General features: G+C 67.0%; 23 protein-coding genes and 5 pseudogenes. 15 read left to right on the forward strand and 13 right to left on the reverse strand.

The genetic code is table 11. The features are described from left to right. The coding region (locus ACFVT1_RS33795; protein ID WP_389802771.1) for a transposase at positions 1 to 163 on the reverse strand (163 nt) is incomplete at its 3' end. A gap of 553 nt (positions 164 to 716) precedes the next feature. Continuing rightward, on the reverse strand, positions 717 to 1217 hold the full coding sequence (locus ACFVT1_RS33800; protein WP_389802572.1) for a phosphotransferase: 501 nt from the start codon (positions 1215 to 1217) through the stop codon (positions 717 to 719). On the opposite strand from ACFVT1_RS33800, the gene ACFVT1_RS33805 reads away from it, so the two are divergent. After that, positions 1216 to 1662: a hypothetical protein gene (locus ACFVT1_RS33805; RefSeq protein WP_389802575.1), complete on the forward strand. Its 447-nt coding sequence runs from the start codon at positions 1216 to 1218 to the stop codon at positions 1660 to 1662. The two genes, ACFVT1_RS33800 and ACFVT1_RS33805, sit on opposite strands and share 2 nt — an antisense overlap. 110 nt (positions 1663 to 1772) lie before the next feature. After that, positions 1773 to 2015, forward strand: a complete 243-nt coding sequence (locus ACFVT1_RS33810) for a transposase family protein (RefSeq protein ID WP_389802577.1) — start codon at positions 1773 to 1775, stop codon at positions 2013 to 2015. Between the two features lie 46 nt (positions 2016 to 2061). On the opposite strand, the gene ACFVT1_RS33815 is transcribed toward ACFVT1_RS33810, so the two are convergent. Beyond that, entirely contained in the window at positions 2062 to 2430 is a 369-nt protein-coding gene (locus tag ACFVT1_RS33815) for a VOC family protein (RefSeq protein WP_389802580.1), read from the reverse strand. A 375-nt stretch (positions 2431 to 2805) separates the two neighbouring features. On the opposite strand from ACFVT1_RS33815, the gene ACFVT1_RS33820 reads away from it, so the two are divergent. The 6 genes from ACFVT1_RS33820 (at position 2806) to ACFVT1_RS33845 (ending at position 9308) form a co-directional block, all read left to right on the forward strand. Then, on the forward strand, positions 2806 to 3228 hold the full coding sequence (locus ACFVT1_RS33820) for an NADAR family protein (RefSeq protein WP_389802583.1): 423 nt from the start codon (positions 2806 to 2808) through the stop codon (positions 3226 to 3228). 562 nt (positions 3229 to 3790) lie between these two features. Beyond that, positions 3791 to 4921, forward strand: coding sequence for a zinc-binding dehydrogenase (locus ACFVT1_RS33825; protein ID WP_389802586.1), 1131 nt, complete (start codon positions 3791 to 3793; stop codon positions 4919 to 4921). A gap of 42 nt (positions 4922 to 4963) precedes the next feature. Then, a complete protein-coding gene (locus tag ACFVT1_RS33830) occupies positions 4964 to 5779 on the forward strand; it encodes an IclR family transcriptional regulator (RefSeq protein WP_389802589.1) in 816 nt (271 codons plus the stop codon). Positions 5780 to 5865: 86 nt separating this feature from the next. Next, complete coding sequence (locus ACFVT1_RS33835; protein ID WP_389802592.1) at positions 5866 to 7371, forward strand: NAD-dependent succinate-semialdehyde dehydrogenase; 1506 nt, start codon at positions 5866 to 5868, stop codon at positions 7369 to 7371. Then, positions 7368 to 8771, forward strand: coding sequence for an MFS transporter (locus tag ACFVT1_RS33840; protein ID WP_389802595.1), 1404 nt, complete (start codon positions 7368 to 7370; stop codon positions 8769 to 8771). Before ACFVT1_RS33835 ends, ACFVT1_RS33840 begins: the two co-directional genes overlap by 4 nt. Before the next feature lie 9 nt (positions 8772 to 8780). Beyond that, positions 8781 to 9308: a formaldehyde-activating enzyme gene (locus ACFVT1_RS33845; RefSeq protein ID WP_389802598.1), complete on the forward strand. Its 528-nt coding sequence runs from the start codon at positions 8781 to 8783 to the stop codon at positions 9306 to 9308. Positions 9309 to 9520: 212 nt separating this feature from the next. Here ACFVT1_RS33845 and ACFVT1_RS33850 read toward each other — a convergent pair whose 3' ends face one another. From ACFVT1_RS33850 to ACFVT1_RS33860, 3 genes and pseudogenes are all read right to left on the reverse strand, one after another. Next, a complete protein-coding gene (locus tag ACFVT1_RS33850; RefSeq protein WP_389802600.1) occupies positions 9521 to 9811 on the reverse strand; it encodes a hypothetical protein in 291 nt (96 codons plus the stop codon). 52 nt (positions 9812 to 9863) lie between these two features. Then, the gene (locus tag ACFVT1_RS33855; RefSeq protein WP_389802793.1) at positions 9864 to 10175 is read right to left on the reverse strand and encodes a transposase; all 312 of its coding nucleotides are present in this window, start codon (positions 10173 to 10175) and stop codon (positions 9864 to 9866) included. Next, a pseudogene (locus ACFVT1_RS33860) lies at positions 10175 to 10405 on the reverse strand (helix-turn-helix domain-containing protein); the annotation flags it as partial. The pseudogene ACFVT1_RS33860 and the gene ACFVT1_RS33855, both read right to left, overlap by 1 nt. A gap of 91 nt (positions 10406 to 10496) precedes the next feature. Here ACFVT1_RS33860 and ACFVT1_RS33865 point away from each other — a divergent pair. From ACFVT1_RS33865 to ACFVT1_RS33880, 4 genes are all read left to right on the forward strand, one after another. Next, the gene (locus ACFVT1_RS33865) at positions 10497 to 10775 is read left to right on the forward strand and encodes a helix-turn-helix domain-containing protein (protein ID WP_389802603.1); all 279 of its coding nucleotides are present in this window, start codon (positions 10497 to 10499) and stop codon (positions 10773 to 10775) included. Then, entirely contained in the window at positions 10772 to 11905 is a 1134-nt protein-coding gene (locus ACFVT1_RS33870; protein ID WP_389802605.1) for an aminotransferase class I/II-fold pyridoxal phosphate-dependent enzyme, read from the forward strand. The genes ACFVT1_RS33865 and ACFVT1_RS33870 overlap by 4 nt, the downstream gene beginning before the upstream one ends. Beyond that, complete coding sequence (locus ACFVT1_RS33875; RefSeq protein WP_389802607.1) at positions 11902 to 12843, forward strand: ornithine cyclodeaminase family protein; 942 nt, start codon at positions 11902 to 11904, stop codon at positions 12841 to 12843. The genes ACFVT1_RS33870 and ACFVT1_RS33875 overlap by 4 nt, the downstream gene beginning before the upstream one ends. Before the next feature lie 232 nt (positions 12844 to 13075). Then, positions 13076 to 14626: an alpha/beta hydrolase gene (locus tag ACFVT1_RS33880; RefSeq protein WP_389802773.1), complete on the forward strand. Its 1551-nt coding sequence runs from the start codon at positions 13076 to 13078 to the stop codon at positions 14624 to 14626. Between the two features lie 599 nt (positions 14627 to 15225). Here the strand turns inward: ACFVT1_RS33880 and ACFVT1_RS33885 are convergent. After that, a complete protein-coding gene (locus ACFVT1_RS33885; protein WP_389802776.1) occupies positions 15226 to 15588 on the reverse strand; it encodes an oxidoreductase C-terminal domain-containing protein in 363 nt (120 codons plus the stop codon). Continuing rightward, positions 15562 to 16686 (reverse strand): annotated as a pseudogene (locus ACFVT1_RS33890) (FAD-dependent oxidoreductase); the annotation flags it as partial. The gene ACFVT1_RS33885 and the pseudogene ACFVT1_RS33890, both read right to left, overlap by 27 nt. 352 nt (positions 16687 to 17038) lie before the next feature. Here ACFVT1_RS33890 and ACFVT1_RS33895 point away from each other — a divergent pair. Then, a pseudogene (locus ACFVT1_RS33895) lies at positions 17039 to 17722 on the forward strand (transposase); the annotation flags it as partial. A gap of 355 nt (positions 17723 to 18077) precedes the next feature. On the opposite strand, the gene ACFVT1_RS33900 reads toward ACFVT1_RS33895, so the two are convergent. Further along, positions 18078 to 18449 (reverse strand): MerR family transcriptional regulator, encoded by a 372-nt coding sequence (locus ACFVT1_RS33900; protein WP_327276813.1) that lies wholly within the window; start codon positions 18447 to 18449, stop codon positions 18078 to 18080. 67 nt (positions 18450 to 18516) lie between these two features. On the opposite strand from ACFVT1_RS33900, the gene ACFVT1_RS33905 reads away from it, so the two are divergent. Together ACFVT1_RS33905 and ACFVT1_RS33910 are read left to right on the forward strand one after the other, a co-directional pair. Beyond that, positions 18517 to 19752 carry an MFS transporter gene (locus ACFVT1_RS33905; protein ID WP_389802610.1) on the forward strand — a complete coding sequence of 412 codons (1236 nt, stop codon included), beginning with the start codon at positions 18517 to 18519 and terminating at the stop codon, positions 19750 to 19752. Positions 19753 to 19899: 147 nt separating this feature from the next. After that, positions 19900 to 20193 (forward strand): hypothetical protein, encoded by a 294-nt coding sequence (locus ACFVT1_RS33910; RefSeq protein WP_389802613.1) that lies wholly within the window; start codon positions 19900 to 19902, stop codon positions 20191 to 20193. A gap of 519 nt (positions 20194 to 20712) precedes the next feature. On the opposite strand, the pseudogene ACFVT1_RS33915 reads toward ACFVT1_RS33910, so the two are convergent. The 4 genes and pseudogenes from ACFVT1_RS33915 to ACFVT1_RS33930 all read right to left on the reverse strand — a co-directional run. Then, positions 20713 to 20888 (reverse strand): annotated as a pseudogene (locus ACFVT1_RS33915) (NADP-dependent oxidoreductase); the annotation flags it as partial. 76 nt (positions 20889 to 20964) lie between these two features. Continuing rightward, positions 20965 to 21144 (reverse strand): annotated as a pseudogene (locus ACFVT1_RS33920) (IclR family transcriptional regulator C-terminal domain-containing protein); the annotation flags it as partial. A gap of 17 nt (positions 21145 to 21161) precedes the next feature. After that, entirely contained in the window at positions 21162 to 21593 is a 432-nt protein-coding gene (locus ACFVT1_RS33925; RefSeq protein ID WP_389802615.1) for a helix-turn-helix domain-containing protein, read from the reverse strand. Between the two features lie 29 nt (positions 21594 to 21622). Then, the gene (locus tag ACFVT1_RS33930) at positions 21623 to 21799 is read right to left on the reverse strand and encodes an aldehyde dehydrogenase family protein (protein WP_389802618.1); all 177 of its coding nucleotides are present in this window, start codon (positions 21797 to 21799) and stop codon (positions 21623 to 21625) included. Positions 21800 to 21915: the final 116 nt, after the last annotated feature.

A 21915-nucleotide genomic window follows, 5' to 3' on the forward strand; every position in this document is an offset into this window, starting at 1 on the left:
CCCGCCAGCTCACGCTCTTGCACAGCACGTAAACGATGCCCCGCAACGCAGCCCGGTCATCCGCCGGCAACCGCCCGGGATACCGATGCCGCCGACGCGGACGAGCAGGCAGCAGCAGGGCCACACGCTCCCACAGGTCATCGGGCACAAGATCAGCAGACACCCAACAAATCTTGCCAACACAACCGCCAACTTCCAAGCCCCACAACGAGATTCATTCTGAAACGATCAGTAAGTGGTCGGCTCCGGAAGTCCTTCAGGGGTTGATCAGGTCGGCTGGGCGGCGGAGGATTCTTTTTGGCGATCGGTGGTGTGCCGGTCGAATCTGACCAGCAGATCGTCCAAGTCGGAGGTGGTGAACCTCCACTGGAACGGCTGTGCCGTGGCGTTGTAACGGTCTTCGAAGTCTCAGATCCGGTCCCTGACCTGGGTCAGGTTGGTGAAGTCGTTGGGCGAGACGACCTCGCGCTGCACCACGGAAAAGTAGATCTCCACTTGGTTCAACCATGAGGTGTGGACCGGGGTGTGCACCAGGACCGCGTTCGGGAATGCCGCGGCCAGCCGAGGGTTTCCGGCTAACCGGAACACGGGCCGACACCGAGGAGCACTCACCCGCCCAGGACTCCGCCCGCCCGTGGCGAGCCGACACACCCAACGACCTTGCCGTATCGGCAAGGAGTGCCCATGCGCAGGGTGCTTGCGCCCGACGTCTCGGGTCATCCGCAGTGCTGGAGCCATTCCAATGCGAGGCTTTCTTGCCGGAGTCGTTCCATCCGCCGGAGTGGGGGAGCTGAGCTGGCTTGCTCGCTCCGACGCCGTGTCAGGGCCGTGATGAAGGTGCGGATCGCGCATGGATCCGCTTCCCTCCATGCTCGGAACCTGTTCACCCAGCGCTCTGCCTGTGCCGGCTGCCATCCTTCGTTCATGAGGAAGAAGGCAAAGAAGGCAAGGTTGATCCATGCGGCTCCTTGGCCCGGCAGTGCCCAGTCCACCAGCACCGACTGGGAATTCCCTATGAGCATGTTTCCTCGATTGAGGTCGGGGTGCATCAGGGAAGCCCCGCCATCTTGAAGTAGCTGGTCAGGGGTCTGGTGTGACTCCGTCTCGGGGTGCTCGTGCTGGTCGTGGGCGGCAGTCTGCGGGGTAGATCGTCTGGCAGGGCGGTTTTGCGGATTCCCGCCCGCGGTCGCCGGTGCCGCTCCTACGATCCGGCGCATGACGGACCCCGAGGTGCTGGAGCGGATCACCGCGCGACGCGCGGAGCTGGACGGACTCGAAGAGCAACTGGCCAAGCAGTTGGCGGAGGTGCGGGCCGAGCGGGCCGAACTTGCTGTGGCCGAGCGGGTACTGCAGCGGATGACCGAGCAGATCGCTGACGAGCGCGCGGAGACCGGGTCGCCGATCGTCCAGGTGGCGGGGCGGGCGGTGCGGCTGGTCCCAGACCGCGCGCCCGGCGTGGAGGACGGTGTGCTGCCGGCGGAGTACCAGCGCATCCTGGCGGCCGTGCGACAGGCCGCCGGTCCGGGCGCCACCCGGCAGATCGGCGAGGTTCTGGGGCTCGATACCGGGGTGCGGGGCAAGCTGGAACCGCTGCGCGGGAAGCTGGCCGACCGCGGCTGGCTGCACAAACGGCCCGACGGGAAGTTCACCGCCCGCTCGTGACCGGGCAGGCGGAGCGGCCAGGAGCGTAACTGCGATGCCCCCGGCGGCCGTTGGGATTGTGTGACGAAAACCAAAGACCATGCTGGGGACACCGTGTCCCTGGTCTACCAGTGCCGCCTGCCGCTGTCCACGCAGTCACCGGCTTCAAAGCCACCCGCGCCCGCAAGCTCACCCCCGCCGAGAAGGAAGCCAACCGAGTCCTTGCCGCCGGACGCGCCCCCGTCGAGCACGGCTTCGCCCATCTGAAGAACTGGCGGATCCTCACCAAGCTCCGCACCGACCCCGCCCGCGCCACCCACCTGTTTCGCGCGCTGCTCGTCCTGACGAACATCGAGGCCACCACCGACAATTGATCTCTACCGCAGGTAGCCCACGATCAGCACATGCCCCGGAACAGCGTCACCGGGCCGGAATCGGCTGAGTGAGGTTCACCGGGTTGCCGTCGGGGTCCTGGATGTGGGCGACGCGCTGTCCCCACGGCATGTCGTTGGGGCCGCCGCGGACCGAGCCGCCCAGCGCCTCCACCCGGCCGAGCGTCTCGTCGACGTCGTCGACACCGATGCTGAGCAGGATCCGCGACGCCGCCCCGGTCCCCGGGTTCGCCTTGGCCACCAGCCCGAGGTCGGTGTCGCCGATGCGCAAGCCGAGGTAGAAGGCCGGGCCTTCCGCCGGTACCCGGAAGATCTCCTCAGCGCCGAACAATTTCGTATAGAAGCCGAGCAGAACGTCCTGGTCGGCAGTAATGATCACTGGCTGGATAGTGGACATGGCACTCCTGTCGAGAAAGGTCGTGTCGCTGGGTAGACCGTTCGAGGACGGTGAACTCATCGGCAAAACCAACCCGCCGGACGATCTACAACACAGACTGCCGCCCACGACCAGCACGAGCACCCCGAAACGAGGCGGGCCGACGACTTCCCGCCGACGGCCCCCGTCCTGGTGATCACCGACGGCTGGTGCGACGTGCTGCGGGTCCGCCGCGAGCACGCCTACCTGATTCCGGAGGGCACGGGGCTGCCGTTCACCCCGCGCGGACCGGTCTTCCGGGTGCACTGAGCGGCAGGGCCGCGTACGGCAAGGCTTCCTCGAACTCGCGGTAGCTCCGGGGCGCCCCCGGCCGGACTGAGGACGTGACGGGCCAGGATGCGTCGCTTGGCCTCGACCTCAAGCAGAACGCGGACCAGCGGATTCCGCCCGCACCCACACCATCAGGCGGCGACAGAAACACTCAAAGACTCACGAACCTCCCTCTCAGAGCACTACTTCCAGGCCCAGAAGTCCATCGGCACCCGACATGCTGATCTCATCCGTCGGGCCCGCACGCCCTTGCGTGCCGCCGAGTTGGGCCGTGACCCGTCCAAACCGTTACGGCGGGAGTGGGACCGGGTCAAGGACGACGTGATGCGTCGTGCCGTGGCGACCAAGTTCCGAGCGCACGCGGACATCCGCGACATCCTGTTGTCCACCGCCGACGAAGAGATCGTTGGGGACACCACCACCGACCACTACTGGGGCCGCGGCAGGACCGGTACTGGCAAGAACATGCTCGGCCGACCGGAAGTGTGACGTGTCCGCGAACGCATCCCGCAAGGACACCCTGATCCACCAAACTCACGACCACGGCCTTCGCGCTGATCTTCTGCCTCTGTGACGGAGCAAAGGATCTACCGAAGGCCACGCGCACGTCCAGTGAACCGCGAAAGCACTCACCAAGTTCGAGGGACCATCCTGGGGCGTTCCCGTGGAGGGGTGACCACCAAGACTCACCTGGCCTCCGACCGCCGCTTCCGACCGCTGCCCTTCGTTCTCATGCCCGCAGCGCACTGCTCGTCGACGTTTCCGTGATCCCGCCAGCCCGTCGAGCGGCTCCCAGTCGCGCTGCCCGACGTCAACGCCGCCGAAGCCGAAGAGCGGAAGTAAATCGTTGTGGCTCCTCGAAGGGGCCGAGCATGTGCGGCCGACACCGCTGTGAGCTGCGCTCACGCAGCCCGCCGTTTCTCATATGGAACGAATTCCTCATATGGATTGACACCGGATGTGAGCCGTGGCGCAATCGTTCCACCGTATGACCCCGTTCACTCAGTGGAACCGGATTCGCGGCCTCTCCATCAATCGAAGGACTAAGACCGTGCAGATCACCGCAGCGCTCATGTCTCGGACAAACGAGCCACTGGAGACGACCTCATTGGAACTCGACGCCCCCAAGGATGGCGAGGTTCTCGTGCGGCTCGCTGCCACGGGCGTGTGCGCGTCCGATGCACACACCCATTCCGGGCGAATCCCCTCTCCGTCGCCGTGCGTGCTGGGCCACGAGGGCGCCGGGGTCATCGAAGCCGTTGGCCCGGGGGTGACCCATGTGTCGGTCGGCGACCACGTAGCCCTGTCCTGGATGCCGAATTGCGGAACGTGCCGCCACTGCCAGAGTGGGCGCCCGGTGTTGTGCACCGCGGCCGCGCCCGCGATGTTCGCCGGCACTCTGCTCGACGGCACCATGCGCCTGCATCACGGCGACCAGTCGGTCAGCCACTATTCCTTCCTGTCGACGTTTGCCACGCACACCGTCGTCCCGGCGTCGAGTGCGATTCCGATCGATCGCGACGTTCCGCTCGCCGTCGCCAGCCTCGTAGGATGCGGCATCCTGACCGGATACGGCGCTGTCGTCAATCGAGCGCAGGTACGTCCGGGGTCCTCAATCGCCATCTTCGGCGCCGGCGGTGTCGGGCTGAGCGCCGTCATGGCAGCACAGATCAGCGGTGCCGAACAGATCATCGTCATCGATCCGGTTGCCGAGAAGCTCGACGAGGCGAAGACCTTCGGTGCAACCCACGGCCTGCAGCCGTCCGACGACCTCGTCTCGCACATACGCGACCTCACCGACGGCTTCGGTGTCGACTACGCCATCGACGCAGCCGGGGGGCCGAACATCCTCGAGCAGGCTTTCGCTGCCACCGTCGCGGGCGGGACGATCGTTTGCGTCGGTATTCCCGGGCCCGGATCCCGACCGTCGCTTCCCGGCCCCGAACTGGTCCGGGACGAGAAGATTGTCACCGGCAGCCTGTACGGATCCTCGCGGCCGAGCATCGACATTCCGCTGATTCTTCGGCAGTACATGGCCGGCCGGTTGCCTCTCGACCGAATGATCACCAAGACCTACACGCTCGATCAGGTCAATGCAGCGTTCGAGGACATGCATGCTGGCCTCCTCAAGCGCGGCGTGATCGTGTTCGACTCCGACCTTGCGGGCGTCTCGGTCAAGTAGTCGGTGACGGCGCGCGACGGCCCAGCAACGAGGAGCAAACAGATGACAAGACTGCAGGCGGGGCTTTCTCCGGACTCCCTGGCAAAGGCGCTCACCACAGATAACTCGACGGCCGGGATGGCGCCTTCGCTGCTGCAGGCATTTTCCATCATCGACGTTCTCACGGAGTCCCGAGAGCGACTCCGGTTGTCGGACATCGTGTCCCGCACGGGTCTCCCGAAGACCACGGCGTATCGACTGCTCAACACGTTGTCCTTCCTCCGTGTCACCGACCGGAACAACGACGGCTACGCACTCGGACCCGCTCTGACACGGTATGCGAACACGGGAGTGCCCGATCACACCGACATGATCGGGCTCTTCTACTCGCTCGCCGGCCGCATACAGGAAGAGCTCGGCGAAACCGTGCAACTGGCGGTTCTCACACCGCCCGACGTGACGTTCGTGGCGTTCGTCGACAGCACGCATTCTGTCCGACTCGCCACACGCGTAGGACGCAGGCTGCCTGCATACGCATCCGCAGCAGGAAAGGCGCTGCTGGCATTCAGCCCCGCCTCCGTGACCGGGGAGGCCCTGTCGGGGCCGATGACAGCCCTGACCAAATCGACGATCACCGATCGTCGAACGCTGACTGACCAGCTGGGGGTCGTCCGCCAACGGGGTTGGGCATCCGAATCCGAAGAATCTGCTCGAAGCCTGACCTGCGTCGCCGCTCCCGTCCTCCGACAGTCCGGCACGGCAATCGCCGCGATCACCGCCTGTTTGCCGGTTCCAAAGCTTTCCGAGCGACGCCAGGCCGAGATCGCACGACACGTCGTCTCCTTCACCCACGAGCTGTCGACTCGCATCGGCAGCTGACGACTCCCTCGATCAACCCGGCGAAAGCCGTTCCCATTTCTATCGATTCGGCGAAGGCCGTTCCTGAATATACCCCTGGAGGTATAGTGGAAATCGCAACTCTGCTGCCCGCCGACGTCATCGGTGTGCATGTCCCCACTGACCTGTTCATCGGCGGCGTTTGGCGCGCATCCTCGTCCGCCGAGACTTTCGACGTCGTCGACCCCCGCACGGAGCAACGTGTCGCGTCAGTTGCCGATGCTGAAGTCGCGGACGCAATGCTCGCGCTTGATGCGGCCGACGCCGCTCAGGCTGCCTGGGCGGCAACCACCCCTCGTCACCGGGCCTCGATCCTCCAGCGCGCGTTCGATGTGATCAACGCCCGGGCCGACGATGTCGCCTCGGTCATCACCGCCGAAACCGGCAAGCCCCTGCCCGAAGCACGTGGAGAGGTCACCTACGGCGCGGAATTCCTCCGGTGGTACGCCGAACAGGCTGCGCATCCCCGAGGGGAGTACGGAAGTGCCCCGTCCGGTGACGTCCGGATTGTTACGACCCGGGTTCCCGTCGGACCGAGCCTGCTGATCACGCCGTGGAACTTTCCCCTCGCCATGGGCACCCGCAAAGTCGGCGCCGCACTGGCCGCCGGGTGCACCATCATTCTCAAGCCGGCCGAGCAGACTCCCCTGACGGCCGCGCTGCTCGTCGATGTCCTACGTGAAGCAGGAGTTCCCGACGGCGTCGTGAACTTCGTCCCCACCAGCAACGCCGCAGCCCAGTCAGCCGCCTTGATGAACGATCAGCGGTTGCGCAAGGTCAGCTTCACCGGCTCGACCCCAGTCGGAACGACGTTGCTGCGCCAGGCAGCCGACAACGTCATGAGGTCGTCGATGGAGCTCGGCGGCAACGGACCGTTTCTCGTACTCGCCGACGCAGACATCGATGCTGCGGTCGACGGCGCGATGCTCGCGAAGTTCCGCAATGGCGGACAGTCCTGCGTCGCCGCGAACCGCTTCATCGTCCACCGCAGTATCGCCGACCGATTCACCGCAGCTCTCGCCGAACGCACCGCGTCGCTGCGAACAATCGTCGAAAGCGGCGAACCCGACGTCGGACCACTCATCGACGCCCGGCAACGCGCCCGAGTCCAAGAACTCGTGGCCGATGCGGTCGACCGGGGCGCCCGTGCACTGTGCGGCGGAACCGCTCCGAGCGCACCCGGCTACTTCTACGCACCGACCGTCCTCGCCGACGTTCCGGCGGACGCACGCATCCTGCACGAGGAAATCTTCGGCCCAGTCGCGCCGATCACGGTAGTCGACAGCAACGACCAGGCCATCGCGCTGGCCAACGACACCCCCTATGGGTTGGCCGCGTTCCTGTTCACGCGCGATGTGACCAGAGCCTTTGCACTCGCCGAACGTCTGGAGGCCGGCATGGTCGGCATCAACCGTGGCCTCGTCTCCGAAGTCGCCGCTCCCTTCGGGGGAATCAAGGCCTCCGGCATCGGGCGTGAAGGCGGCTCCAGCGGCATCGAGGAATACCTCGAAACCAAGTACTACTCGTTGGACATGTCGCCGACGAGAAGCGCCAACGAAGGAGTACGTCGGTGAGCACACAAGTCGCCATAAGAACCGCGCCGCGACGCGGTTCACAATCCAACCCGTTCCTCCGGCGCCTCACCGCCGCCACGGGCGGCGGAATGTTCCTCGACGGCTACGTCTTCGCGGCCCTCGCCGCAGTGATAGCTGCAGGCGCCTTCACCGAAGATCTCGCACTCACACCGGTCGACCTGGGAGTAATCTCGTCGTCGACCCTCTTCGGCACGACGATCGGCGCGCCGGTGATCGGCTACCTGACCGACAAGTTCGGCCGCAAACCGATGTTCCTCGTCGACATCTCGGCCTTCCTTGTCTGCTCGTTGCTGATGCTCCTCGTCACCGACGTCTGGCAGATCGTCGCCCTGGGGGCAATCCTGGGCATGGCGATCGGCGGAGACTACGCGATCGGATCTCCTCTCCTGGGCGAATTCACTCCCGCCCGTACGCGAGGCGGCTACCTCGGGCTGCTTGAGATCCTCTGGAATGTCGGCTACGTCTTCTCATTCCTCATCGGATCACTCGTCCTCTTTGCCTATCCCGACGCATGGCATCTCGTTCTCGCCAGCCCCGCGATCCCCGCTCTGATCATCCTGCTGCTGCGTCACAAACTGCCGGAGTCGCCTCGCTGGCTGTTGTCGAAGGGACGCGTCGACGAAGCACGAGCCATCATCGCGCAGCTTCCCGCAGACCAGCAGGGCCTTGACTACGACCAGGAAGTCACCCAACAGACGCGATGGGCAACGCTGTTCAGCCGCCCCTACATCGCGCGCACTGTGTTCTGCTGTACGTTCTGGATCGCGATCGTCATCCCGTACTTCGCGCTCGTCTTCTTCCAGTCAGAGGTCCTCGCGACACTTGGCCTGACCAGCCCTGTTGTCGGTGCGTTGATCGGAACCTGCGTTGCGCTCGCCGGAGCCGGCGTCGGGTGGTACCTGGTCGACCGGATAGGACGGCGTCCTATCCTGATCTTCCCGATGTTCGCCACGGCCGGCTTCCTGGCTCTGGTTGCGCTGAACAAGACTCTGGGACTGGGCGTGGCGCTCACCGTCGCCGCGTTCTTCGGATACCTCTTCTTCTACGGCATCATGAGCATCCTTTGCGGCGTCTACCCGCTTGAGGTCTTCCCGACCTCGGTGCGCACGAGCGGCATGGGTTTCGCCGCCTCGATGTCTCGTGTCGGAGCCGCCACCGGGACCTTTCTGTTGCCCGTCATCCTCGACCGATTCGGCCTCGAAGTCGTGCTCTTCGGGCTCGCGGCAGTGTGTCTCATCGGCGGAGTGACATCGGTTCTCCTCGCACCGGAGACCGCTGGTAAGGAACTGAGCGAGTGCGGCAGTGCAGAAGGCACCGACCAGAAGGTTCGACGCGTCGAAGCCGGCACCCCCGACCTACCCACGACCATCAACAACTGAGGAGGACACATGTCCGCACGCGATATCGACGGCAGGTTCGCACAAGGTTGGGGAGGTCAATCCCCCGATGGAGTTCACGTCAACGTTCTGCTCGCCCGACGGGGCTCGGCCACCGCGGCAGCCATCGCAACCGCGTTTACAGCACCGTCACCCGGATTCACCCCTGTGCTCGCGAGCATCGGCCCGGATCAGCAGTCCTATCAGACTCTGAATCCCCCGACCGTCATCCTCAACAAGTCCGCACCCGCCGGTCCGGAGCACGAGAATCTGATCTTCGGAGCATCGTCGGTGGGCATTTCGCGCGGCGTGCTCGACATCGTCGCCGAGGGTCTGATCGAGGCCGACCAGGAATCGATTGTGCTCGTGTCGCTGTGGGTCGATGCAGCGGCTTCTGACGAAACCCTGGTGTGCCAGAACGCACGGGTCGCAACAGCCGCCGCGGTGCGTGAGGCGGTCCTTGGCCGCGATGATGCCGCGGCCAAGGACCTCGTCAAGCATCGCGAGACCATCCGGCACCCCTTCTACGGCGGTAAGTGAACAGACACACCGGCCAGCTCACGCGCCCTGAACCACTGCTGGCACGAACCTCGGATCCAAAGGTGAATCGGGGTTCGTGCGGATGGCGCACAAGGGCATCACGCCCGAACGAAAGATGATTCATGACCGCCATCCGCGTCAACGCGCCACGTTCGTACACACGGAACCAGGGCAGCAAGACCGCCAAGCGCAGCTCACGGGCCGAGATGCGCTCACGCTTCCTGGCCCTGCGTGTACGCCCGGCCAACCGGTCCATCCGCCGGGCCGCGGATACACCAGCACAGTTCGAGATCTCTCGCTGGACGAGGAGAGCGGCGCAGGCGCCGCGAGGCGAGGTCGATCAGGGTCGCCAGGTAGCGGTACGTCCCGCTGCTCAGCGGTAGATGGGTGATGTCGTCGGCGTACTTGGTATTGACGTCGGTGGCGGTGAAGTCGCGGCCGATCCTGGACGTTCGCGGCGGCGGGGTCGGGGGCGGTGGTGCGGTGCCGGCGGCGCATGGCACAACCGCTCCACGTCGTATCGGCGTTGGTGGTCCTCAACGAACTGGCGGCGGTTCACCAGCCCGTCTCCGCCGTGAGATAGCGGGCCGCCTTGCGCAGGATCTCGCGTTCTTTCTTCAGCTCGGCGTTTTCCCGTCGCAGGGCGGCGACTTCGGCTTCCAGCGCCGACGGCACTACCGGGGCTGAAGACGGGGCGGTCGAACGGCGGCCCCGCGGCTGGCCGGATCCGGCCGCCCGGATCCAGTTCCGCAGTGTCTCCGCGTTGATCGATGGCGTACTGCCGTGCTTCGACCTCGTGAGGGGGAAACGGTGGGAGATGGTGGAGCCGATGCGGTGCGACAGGCACAGCTTGCCGTCGCTGAACATTCCGGCGCCGCGACGAGTTCATCCAGGGGTACCTGGTGGGCTTGTGCGATGGGCAGCAGCAACTCCAGGCTCGGGCGGCGCTGCCCCGACTCCAGCCTTGACAGTGTGCTCTTGGAGATGCCGGTGGCCTCGGCCAGCGCCGACAAGGTCACGCCGCGTTGGGTGCGGACGCTCCTGAGGCGGGTGCCGACCTGGGCCAGCGTGGCGGCGATCGGTGATTGCTCGTCCACACCCCCATTCCACCTCCCGCGTCCCAGAAATAGCAACAGATGTTGTCGCCCGATGGCTTGGCGCGCACGATCGCGACAGGAGGTTGTTCCCGTGATCAATACGACGAACGACAAGAACAGCAGGGAGCAGGACTGGTCCGAGCGCGTCCAGCACGTGATCGGCACCTACATCCGGGAAACGGGCCGCCCCGTCGAACGCATGACCCGCCAGGACCGCCTGGTCGTCCTCGGCCGCCTCGACGAGGCCCGGGTGTTCGCGGTGCGCCGCGCCACCCCTGCCGTCGCCGGGGCGCTGCGGGTGTCCCGGTCCACCGTCTACGGCCTGCTGGCCGAACTCAGAGCACCCAGCGCAAAGGACCGACAACCATGACACGGCTGCCCGACTTCCGCCTGGAAACGTACTTCTCCCGCTGGGAATTCACCGCCCGCCACCACCTGACCGCCTCCGACGTCCAGACCATGACACTCGGCGAACTGCTCGCCCTGGCCGAGGACAAGGATCGCGAGGCCTTCGAGAACCTGTCCCTGGGATACACCGAGACCTTCGGCGACCCGGCCCTGCGCGAGGTGATCGCCCAGGGCTACGAGCACGCCGACGCGGACGACGTCATCTGCTTCGCGGGTGCAGAGGAAGCCCTCTACCTGGCGATGAACGTGCTGCTCGACGCGGGCGACCACGCGGTGGTGGTGACCCCGAACTACCAGGCCGCCGAGACCGTGCCTCTGGCGCTGTGCGAGGTCACCGGCGTGGCCCTCGATCCGGACCGGGACTGGGCCCTGGACCTCGACATGGTGGCGGCGGCCATCCGGCCCAACACCCGGGTCGTGTCGGTGAACTTCCCCAACAACCCCACCGGCAAGGTCATCGACACCGCAGACTTCACCGCCCTCGCTGGCCTGTGCGACGAGCGCGGCATCCACCTGTTCAGCGACGAGGTCTACCGCGGACTCGAACGCGACCCCGCCCGCACCCTGCCGCAGGCCGCAGACCTGTCCGAGCGCGCACTGTCATTGAACGTGACCTCGAAGTCGTTGGGGCTGCCCGGGCTGCGCATCGGCTGGATCACCTGCCGCGACCGCACCCTGCGCTCGCGCCTGGAGAGGGCCAAGCACTACACCACCATCTGTAACTCCGCGCCCAGCGAGGTCCTGGCTCGCATCGCGCTGAAGGCCCGCGAGACGATCCTGGCCCGCAACTGGGCCCTGATCGCGGCCAACCTGCCGGCCTTCGAGGCGTTCTTCGCCGAGTTCGCGGACGACTTCGAGTGGCAGGCGCCGGACGGCGGATGCGTCGCCTACCCCCGCTACCTCGGCGCCGACGGGGTAGCGGAGTTCTGTACCCGCCTGGTGGAGGAAGCCGGTGTCCTGCTGCTGCCCGCGAGCATCTACCGCTCCGAACTCACCGCCACCCCCGCCGACCGGTTCCGCATCGGCATCGGCCGCCGCAACCCGGAAGAGGGCCTGGCCGCCTTCGCCGAGTGGATGCGAGCGCGCCGATGACCCTTCCCGTCTTCGACACGGCCGCCATCAAGAAGACCGCCACCTTACAACTGGTCCTCGACACCGTCCGCGACGCGCTGGTCGCGCATGCCGAGGGCCGCACCAGCGTGCCGCCGCCGCTGCACATGGACTTTCCCGAAACCGACGGGGACTGCCACGTCAAAGCCGGCTGGATCACCGGCGCCACCGACTTCACCGTCAAGATCGCCACCGGCTTCTACCGCAACCCTGCCCTCGGCCTTCCGACCAACCACGGACTGGTCTGCGTCGTCAGCGCCCGCACCGGACAGATACGCGCGCTCCTGGACGACCGCGGTCTGCTGACCGCCTGGCGTACCGCCGCCGCGGGCGCGCTCATCACCCATGCCATGGCCCGGCCCGGCGCCGTCACCCTGGCCGTCTTCGGCACCGGCGAACAGGCCCGCCTCCAGGCGACCTGGCTGGCCAAACTCCGCCCGGTCGGCGCGGTGCTCGTCCATGGCCGCAACCCGCACAAAGCCGCCGTCCTGTGCAACGACCTCAAAGCGCGCGGCCTGCCTGCCCGGCCGGCTTCGGCACAACAGGCGGTCACCGCCGACGTGGTCATCACCACGACTCCGGCGACAGTTCCCGTCCTGGATGCCGCCCAGGTACGCGAGGGAGCACACGTGACCGGCATCGGTACGGACATGCCGCACAAGAACGAGCTCCCGTCGGCGCTGTTCCACCGCGCTGAGCTCATCGCTACCGACGACCACGCCCAGTGCCTCGACCACGGCGACTTCGGCCACGCCGTCCGCGCCGGTGCCACCGCCCCGGACGGCGACATCGCGGCCGGCCTGCTGCTCAAAGCACCCGTCGACCGTCCCGACACCGCGATCACGGTTGCCGACCTCACCGGCGTCGGAGCACTCGACGCGGCACTCGCCTCAGCCGTCCTCGACCAACTCCTGCTCTGAAAGTCCAACGGGAAGGGAACGTGTGATTTAGACGGTGTGAGACTTATGCGGAACAGGCCGAAGAGATCCTCCAATTGGCAAGTGTCAACCGGACCGGTCCTCAATAGTGTTGGCCTCGCGTCGGCCGGCGCGGCGGTTGCCGTACCCACGGGGAAAGCGGCGCATGCGTAGACATCCCCGACCCCAACACTCAGCATCTCAAGGAGACTTCGTGATCATCCCCAGTCCCGCCATGCGCCGCACCTCGGCCGTGGGCCTCGCCCTTGCCGCATGCCTCGGAACAGCCCCCACCGCCACGGCAACGGCGGCCCCCACCGCGCCGAAGTACGGAGCCGGGCTCGACCGTTATTACGATCAGCGCCTGGGCTGGGGCAGCTGTGCCAAGGGTCCGGGCGACACCATGGGCCGTGATCTGGACAAGGCTGGCGTGCAGTGCGTGGACGTCACCGTGCCGCTCGACTACGCCGACCCCCGAGGCCGTACGATCACGGTCGCGATATCCCGGCTCAAGGCTACCGACACCCGTCACCGCATCGGCTCGATCCTGCTCAACAACGGCGGTCCCGGTGGCACCGCCCTGGAGTCCCCGCCGGAATTCCACGCGCGGATGAAGGAGACCGGCCCGCGTTACGACATCGTCGGCTTCGACCCGCGCTTCGTCGGCCGCAGCACCCCGCTGGACTGTGGCTGGTCCGTCGGCACCAATCTCTTCTCGGCCGGTCTCAGCCGGGCGAGCTTTGAGCGCCAGGTCGCCCTCCAGAAGGATCTGGCCGACAAGTGCAGGGCCACCAACGCCTCCGTGCTGCCGCACGTCAGCACCCGCAACACGGCTCGCGACATGGACGTCATCCGCGGCGCGCTCGGGGAGAAGAAGATCTCCTACTTCGGCTACTCGTACGGCACCTACCTGGGCACCGTCTACACCCAAATGTTCCCCGGTCGCACCGATCGCGTGGTCCTGGACGGCGCCCTCGACCCACGCGAGTTCGGCCCCCGGTTGCTCAAGGAGGCCGCCGGTGAGAACGAGCAGGTGCTGGCCGACTGGGCCATGTGGGCTGCCGTCCGCAACGACACCTACGGCCTCGGCCGCACCCGCGCCCAGGTCCTCGCCACCATCGACCGCGTCATCGAGGCATCCGCGCGCAACCCGCTGACCGTCGGCACCGCCCCGGAGAGCTTCCAACTCGACGACACCCACATCCCGTTGGTCCTGCTCTCTGGGTCCGACAGCGACACCGACACGTCCCGGGCATCCCTCGCTGAGCAGGTGTCCGTGCTGAACAAGGCCGCGGCCGGGCAGCCGACCCGGCTGTCGCCGCAGTTCGCCGCGATCCTGCGGTTCACGATGACCGGCGAACAGCGGAACCACGGCAGTGTGCAGTCCGCGATCATGTGCGGGGACAGGGCGGCCCCGCGCGACCCCGAGGTCTACTGGCGGGACATCGAGCGCAGCCGGACCGCGTACCCGCGCTTCGGCGCGCTGGCCAACAACATCAACCCGTGCGCCTTCTGGGACCTGCCCCGCGAGGAGCCCACCGAGGTGAAGCACGACGCCAAAATGCTGATCGTGTCCGCCACCGGCGACCCGCGCACCCCGCACAAGGGTGCCGTTGCCCTGCACGGCCTGCTGCCGAGCTCCAAGCTGGTCACCCTCAAGGGCGCCAACCGGCACGCGATCTACGGCGTCTACGAGAATCGCTGCGTCGACAACAAGGTCAACCGGTACCTGGCCACCGGCAAGCTGCCCACCCATGACCAGATCTGCTCCAAGCGGGCCGGATAGTGCTGTGACTGCACAGGTTCGCCGGGTTCTTCAGGCCGCAGTTCCGAGAGGGCGTCCAAGCTCCCCCGCATCCCCGAGTGGGCAGGGACGGAAGAGGGGCGTGAACACCCGTCGCAGGCAGGGTCGTTGCCGTGTCGTCTGGCATGCAGATTGCGTGCACGTCGTGGCATGGGGCGGGCCGGGTGTTCTTGCGGTCGGGTGGTCCTCTCGTGCCGGGGCGGGAGGGAGGAGCACACCTGCTCACACCGGTCACGATCAGGAAGGTCGGGGTGCGGCCGTGGGGGTTCGTTCCGACCGGGTAGACGCCGTGTCCGGGATGGAAAGCCCGCGGCGGCCGTGAAGCTTCTTCGCGGGTCTGGCTGAGATTCCCGGTCGTGCAGAGTCACGCGACGTCACGATTGACGGTGAGCGTCGGCACGTCCGCGGCCCTCGATCGCAACAGGGTGATCAGGGTTTCATTTCTGTGCCGCCTGTCTCGGAGCCCTATTGCGTCGGCAAACACCGCGAGCGCACGACGGGACAGTGCGTTCGGGAACGAAGAGAGGATTCACCGGACGGGCGCTCGGACGGAAACAGACGACCGCGGTCGGCGAGCACTGTCAGGTGGTGTGTGCGGCCCAGTCGCGCAGCGAGAATCCGTCCTCCGCCGCCTCATCGGGGCCGGGTGTGTTGCCGGATGCGAGGACGCGACGGGCGGCGATGTGGTCCCCCGGTGCGTTCACGGACTCCACGCACGCGAGTCGGTCGTTCTTGAACTGCAGGACGGAGAACGCGCCGGTCGCCGGGTCGCCGAGTACCGTGGTGCGGTCGTGGTCCCGGCCGAGGCCGGCGATCTGGAGCTTCGCCGAGAACTGCTCGGTCCAGAACCAGGGGAGGGCCTCGTAGGGCGCGGGGGTGCCGGTGAGGCGGGCGGCGACGCAGCGCGCCTGGTCGACCGCGTTCTGGACCGATTCGAGCCGGATCGCCGCACCGGCATGGACGCTGGGGAAGTCGGCGCAGTCACCGAGGGCGGAGACATCCGGGTCCGAGGTGGTGAGGAAGGCATCGACGCGGATGCCGTCCCCCACCTCAAGGCCGGCGTCGGCCGCCAGTTCCGTGGCTGGCGCCACGGGGAAGACCACGCCGCTCGGTGCGGGGGCGCCGTCTTCGCCGCATACCCGGCGCAGCCCCATCAGGGCGCCCAGAGCGGTCAGATGGGCCTGGCCAGCCGGATCGGTCACGGTCGCGGAGAGGGTGTTGCCCCCGCGGGTGACGTCGACGCGGAGCTGGGCCGTGCCTCCTTCGCCGGGGGCGTACAGCAATCCGCGGCGTGCACCGGTGAAGCGCTCGCCGCGGCCCCAGCGGAAGAACCCGAGCTGCTTGGCGGCCAGCAGGGCCGTCGTGGATGAGGGCGAGCTGAAGCCGATCCGAGTGGTTGCGGTCTGTGCGGAGAGGGTGAGGGGGAGAGTGAACTGCTCGGGGGTGTCGATCCTCGCGACCCGGGTGAGTGTTTCCCCGAAACGGACGCGGCGGGCGTCGCTCAGCGGCAGGACCGTGTGCCGCTGCCCGTCCCGCATCACCTCGTAGTCCAGTCCGAGGCAGTCCATGAACTCCACCGAGTCCGCGCCCGCCCGGTCGGCGAGGTCCCAGCGAATGGCCACGTCGGCCGTGTCCACGCCGCCCAGCCGGTCGCCGAGACAGGCAGCGACGAGGCTGGTCACACCGCCCATCCACGCGGAGGACAGCAGTACCGGTGCGGTCGGGCCCGTCAGTGCCGCGACGGTGGCCGCCCGCTGCAGCCGCGTGGTCCAGCGTGTGATGTCCACGAACGGCACGCCGCCGGTGACCGCGGCGCGCAGCACCCGGTCGTCCGGATCGTTGACCACGGTGACGACTGCGCTGATCCCCGCCAGGAACGGTGCCGGGTCCGCAAGATCCCAGGTGCGCAGTTCCGCGCCTGTCTCGTCCGCCAGCGGCTGTCCGCGCCGCACGGTCCGTCCCGTCAGTACCAGTGGCCACGACGGGGCCGCCATCCGTGCGAGCTCCGCGCCGGCCGTGCCGTATCCGCCGACCAGGAGCACAGGTCCGTCGGCGTCAAAGACGAAATATAGGTCAAGTGACCAAAGAATGCCGCGGGAGGGGTGTGCTGGAAGCACTCGGGCCCGATCCGCCTCGCTCACTGACCGCGTCGGCGATGACTCGGCGGGGCACGCAAGGACGGCTCGGCCGTGCTGCTGTGACGTCTCGGCTTTGCACTCGAGGGGCGTTCACCGTGAGGCGGCGTGGATCAGACGTGGATCAAGGGGGGAGGAGGTGGGCGGCCTGATCTTCGGCTGCTGCCCACCGACTGGGACGCGGCGGAGCTCGGGGTGGCCCGCGTCACCCCGTGTGGCGGTGGTGGATCTGCGGATCTCCATCCTTCCTGCGGCTGATCTCCAGACCTGGAGGACCTCCCGCGACCCGGACTATGCCGCCAAGAAGGCCCGCGTCGAGCACCTCTACGCGATCGCCGACGGCGAGGTCATACCCGAGGACGGCGAACCCGAAGTCGTCTTATGTCTCGACGAGTTCGGCCCGCTCAACCTCCAGCCCCACCCCGGGCGGCAGTGGGCCGAGCGCGGCGAACGGCACAAGGACCCCGACCGCGAGCCCAGGCCCCGCCGACGGGCGACCTACACCCGCCCGCACGGGGTCAGGCACCTGTTCGCCGCCTTGGACCTGGGCAAGGACAAGCTCTACGGCCACATCAAGCCGAAGAAGAACCGGACGAGGTTCCTGGAGTTCTGCCGCTACCTGCGCAGCCTCTACCCACCGAAGATCCGCATCGCGATCGTGCTCGACAACTTCTCCCCACACCTGACCACGAAGAAGGACACCCGAGTCGGCGACTGGGCTGAGGCCAACAACGTCGAGTTCGCCTACATACCGACCAACAGCTCCTGGCTGAACCGCATCGAAGCCCAGTTCACCGCCCTGCGCTACTTCGCACTCGACGGGACGGACCACGCCAGCCACAAAGAACAGGGCAGCATGATCCGCCGCTACATCATCTGGCGGAACAAGCATGCCGCCGACGAACGCCTACGCGAGGTGGTCGACAGGGCAAACGTTGCTTGATGCGGCACTAGCGGTCGACAGGCCGCATCTGATGGCCAGTACACGGCCCTCGATTACGTCTCTGCCGCAGCACTCGTGGCTGGTGGCTGAAGGACGCCCGCGAAAGCCTGACGCCAAGCCTGCGTGCTCGGGCAGTCGGGAACTGTCAGTGCCATGAGCCGCAATGTGGCTGCCGCGGTGCCCTCTGCGTCTCTGCGCCCGCGCTCAGTGACAGCACTGGCACCCATCGCGCATTTCGGCGCAGCGCACGGACTGCGAGGGGCCGGAGCGGAACAGGACGAGCCGCTCGCCGTCCTCAAACAGCCAGCCGATGAGGTCGGCCTCCGGTCAGCACTCCAACCTCGCGCGGTCACAGTCATTCCTCTGGGACGCGCCGCTCGGCCGCGTCGAGATACGCGCTGATGGCGTCGTGATTACGGGTGAGATAGCGGATCTTCTCGGCCATCCGATCGCGTTCGTGCTCAAGCGTTTCGACCATGTCGGGCGTGACGTAGGGCATGTGGATCGTCTGGGGCTCGTTCAGGCACGGCAAAATGTGTCGGATCACGCGTGTGGGGAGACCGACATCGAGCAGGCCGCGAATCTGGTGCACCCGGTCGACGAGGTGCTCGTCGTACTCGCGGTAGCCGTTCCGCATGCGGTCCGGCTCGATCAGGCCCTGCTCCTCGTAATACCTCAGAAGGCGAATCGGGGTGTCCGTGCGCCGGGCGATCTCTCCGATCTTCATCGGTCCCCTCTCGTGTGGCGTGCCCGATTTGACCCTCACATAGGTGTGAGCCTTCAGGGTTGAGTCTATGGATACTCAGACCCGCACTCAACGCCGTTCCAGCAGGGCCGAGGCGAGCTCGTCAGAGCGATTCCCGCTCTCCGGGCTCCTGGCGCTCGCCATGGCCGGATTCATCACCTTGCTCACCGAGACACTGCCCGCCGGGGTGCTTCCCGCCATGGCTCGGGACCTGGATGTAACCATCTCGGCGGCAGGGCAGAACGTCACCGCGTATGCGATCGGCTCGGTGATCGCAGCGTTCCCGCTCATGAAGGCGACTGCGGGCTGGCCGCGACGTCGATTGCTGTTGGCCGGCATCGCGGGGTTCATCATCTCGAACACGGTGACGGCGCTGTCGAGCACCTTCGTACTCACCCTGGGATCGCGGTTTCTCGCCGGGATGGTCTCTGCGCTCATATGGGCGTTGCTCGCCGGATACACGAGGCGTATGGTCGCACCGCATCGGCGCGGTCGCGCACTGGCGATCGCCTCCGCGGGTACGCCGGTCGCCCTCGCGCTGGGTGTTCCAGCGGGTACGTTCCTCGCGCAAGTGCTGGACTGGCGAATCTCGTTCGGCCTCATCAGCGTTCTCACCGCCGTCCTCGCCGTCTGGATCCGACTGGCGATCCCTGAGTTCGCAGGCCAAGCGCGTGGTGAACGGCAGCAGCTGCTGGCTACGCTCCGGCTGCCCGGTGTGCTCCCGATCCTGGCCACGACGACGGCGTACGTGCTAGCTCACAGCGTCATGTACAACTACATCGCGCCCTTCCTCGGGCCGATCGGCCTCGGAGATCGCGTCGATGCTCTGCTCCTGACCTTCGGAGCGATCTCATTGCTCAGCATCTGGATCACCGGGGCGTTGATCGATCGCCACCTGCGCCCACTGGTCGTCGCGAGTTGCGTCTTGTTCGCTGTCGCCACGCTGGCGCTCGCACTGTTCGCGGCACTTCCCATGCTCGTATTCGTGAGTGCGGCGATCTGGGGACTCGCGTCCGGCGGTGTCGCAACGCTCCTCCAGACCGCAGCTGCGGAGGCGGCGGGAACAGCTGTAGACGTGGTGCAGTCCCTATTCGTCACTGCCTGGAACCTCGCTATCGCGGGCGGCGGCATCGTCGGCGGAATCCTCCTCAGCACCGCAGGATCCCATGCTCTGCCCTGGGCAGCACTCACCATCCTGATCCCCGCACTGGTCGTTTCCATCGCGGCGCATCGACACGGATTCCCCGGGACGGCGGGGCGCCACGCCCGAGAGGAATCCGTGTGACACAACCGCAGGTGTTGCTGAGGGGTGGGTGGTAGCGGTGTCGGGGGCTTTGTGAGCTGGGGTGTTGCAGGTCGTGTGAGAACAGCCTTTGTAGCGCCAGTTGAGGGTTGGCCTGAGGCTGTTCCTGGTTGGTTGAGAGTCGTGCTGGTGTTGCAGATGGCGTCTGGGTGTAAAGGACCGGAAGACGTCCCCGCCATCGACGCCCTCCACGAGCTCCCCTTCGCGGGCCGCGAGGCCCGCATCCACGTCCTCGGCGGCGGCCAGGCCACCGACAGCGCCCTCGGCCCGGGAGGGCACGAGCAGTTCTCCACCGTGATCCTTGGGCGGGTGACCACCCGCACCTGGGGCCAGCTCGCCCCGCACGTCGCCCCCGCGCCGAAGGGCAACACGCACCCCGGCCGCGTCCACGTCGTGCGGGGCCTCACCGCCCACCCGACGTAGGTCCTGCTCATGACTGACGCCGAAGCCGCCGCGTGGGCCGCCGCGACGGTGGCCGAAGAGGACTGACCGACCGGAGTCGGACACACCGCAGGCCCCGGGGGATCAGCCATGACGCCCCCGGGGCCCGACTCTATGGAGTCGCGCTGTCCAACGACGGCGCGCCCCCAGGGGCGCGGGGGCGGCGCACCGGGTTGCCGGGAGGGCCAGCACAGAACCTGGGCAGAGCTGTCGTTCTCGGGTGAATCTTGCCGCCCGGCCGGGTGAGTTGATCCGCAGTTGCCTGCGGGCGGTCCCCTCGTACCGCTACACCCGTGTTCGTGATCAAGAAAGGATGCGTGGTCTGCCCGCGCTCGCTCTGGCTCTGCTCACCACCGCTCCGGCCGCCCAGGCCGCCGGAGCCAGGCCTGCGCACCTCCCAACCCTGAAGCTGCCACGGTCCGGGGCCCACCCGGTTCGGCGGCTTTGGGGGCGGGTTCCCGCCGGCCGGGAGAGCAGGGAGTCCGTGCACCCTGCGGCCGGCTATCCGCCGTCCGTGACCCGGATGGTGGTCTTGCCGGGGGCCAGCCGGGCGTGAACGCGGCGGGTGCTTCGGACAGCGGCCTCACCTCGCCGACGATCGGTTTGAGTCGTCCGTCCTTGAGTCGCTGGGGCAGGTCGGCGAGCCGGGCGCGGTCGGGCTTGACGACGAAGAAGACGACCGGCCGCGAGGTCGTTTTCGATCCTCGTCGCGGTGGTGGACATGGCCACTACCAAGGTGGTCAGCATCTCTCGGTCGAACCGGGCTGTCGGCATGGCGAGCGACAGGCCCGCCTCGGGCTCGCCGACCGGGTTTCGGATCAGCATGCCCACGGCGGTCAGGCCGGTCTCGGTGCGCTGGTCGTTGATGGCGAAGCCGCGCTTGCGGACGAGAGTGAGTTCGCGCTTGAGCCGGGGAAGCTCGAAGCCGTCCACGTTGTCGTACAAGGCGGTCAGCTGGTCCGGCGGCAGCGCGGCGAGGATCGTCTTCCCCCTGACGCCATATGGGCCGGCAGCGACCGTCCTACGCGGTCGCCGACACGGAGGATCTGATTGGACTCGACGGTGGCAATGAACCGGACCTCCGTCCCCGCGAGCACCATCACGTTGGCCGACTCCTGCGTCTCGCCCACCAGGCGCTGCAGATGAGGCAGGGCGACCCTGCGGAGCAGCACCACCGGCGCCTCGGACATCTCCACAGGCCGAAGCACCTTGCCGGCACGGTATCTGCGGTCCGGCATCTGCTCTGCGAAGTCCCGGTAGACCAGCATCGCGAGCAGCCGGTGCGCAGTGGAGTGAGAGACACCGAGGCGTTTGGCCGCATCTGTCACCCGCACCGGGCCCTCCTGCTGGAGCAGGGACGCGAGGTGCAGTGCATGATCCACGGAAGTGATCGAGTACGACGGTTTGTTCTTCAGTGGACCGCGCCCGAGTCGATGCGGTCGGACAGCTCGAACGCGGCGTACGTGTTCGACGTCAAGATCGACACCGACAGGCCGTACTCGGAGGCGTTGATGAACTCGATCGCCTCGTCGACGTCGTCGTACACCGGCGACTCCTGGATGTTCTGCTTCCTCGACCCAAGCCCCACGAAGGACCAGTTCAGGCAAACGGATAGCGCTCGATGTCGCTCTGGAGCGTGACCCACTGCGTCTCGGTGAAGGTCTCGATGTTGGCGTTCGGCCCACCGAACCGTCCGCCGACCCC

Origin of the sequence: Streptomyces sp. NPDC057963, assembly GCF_042887155.1 — a bacterium.
Lineage (GTDB): Bacteria > Actinomycetota > Actinomycetes > Streptomycetales > Streptomycetaceae > Streptomyces.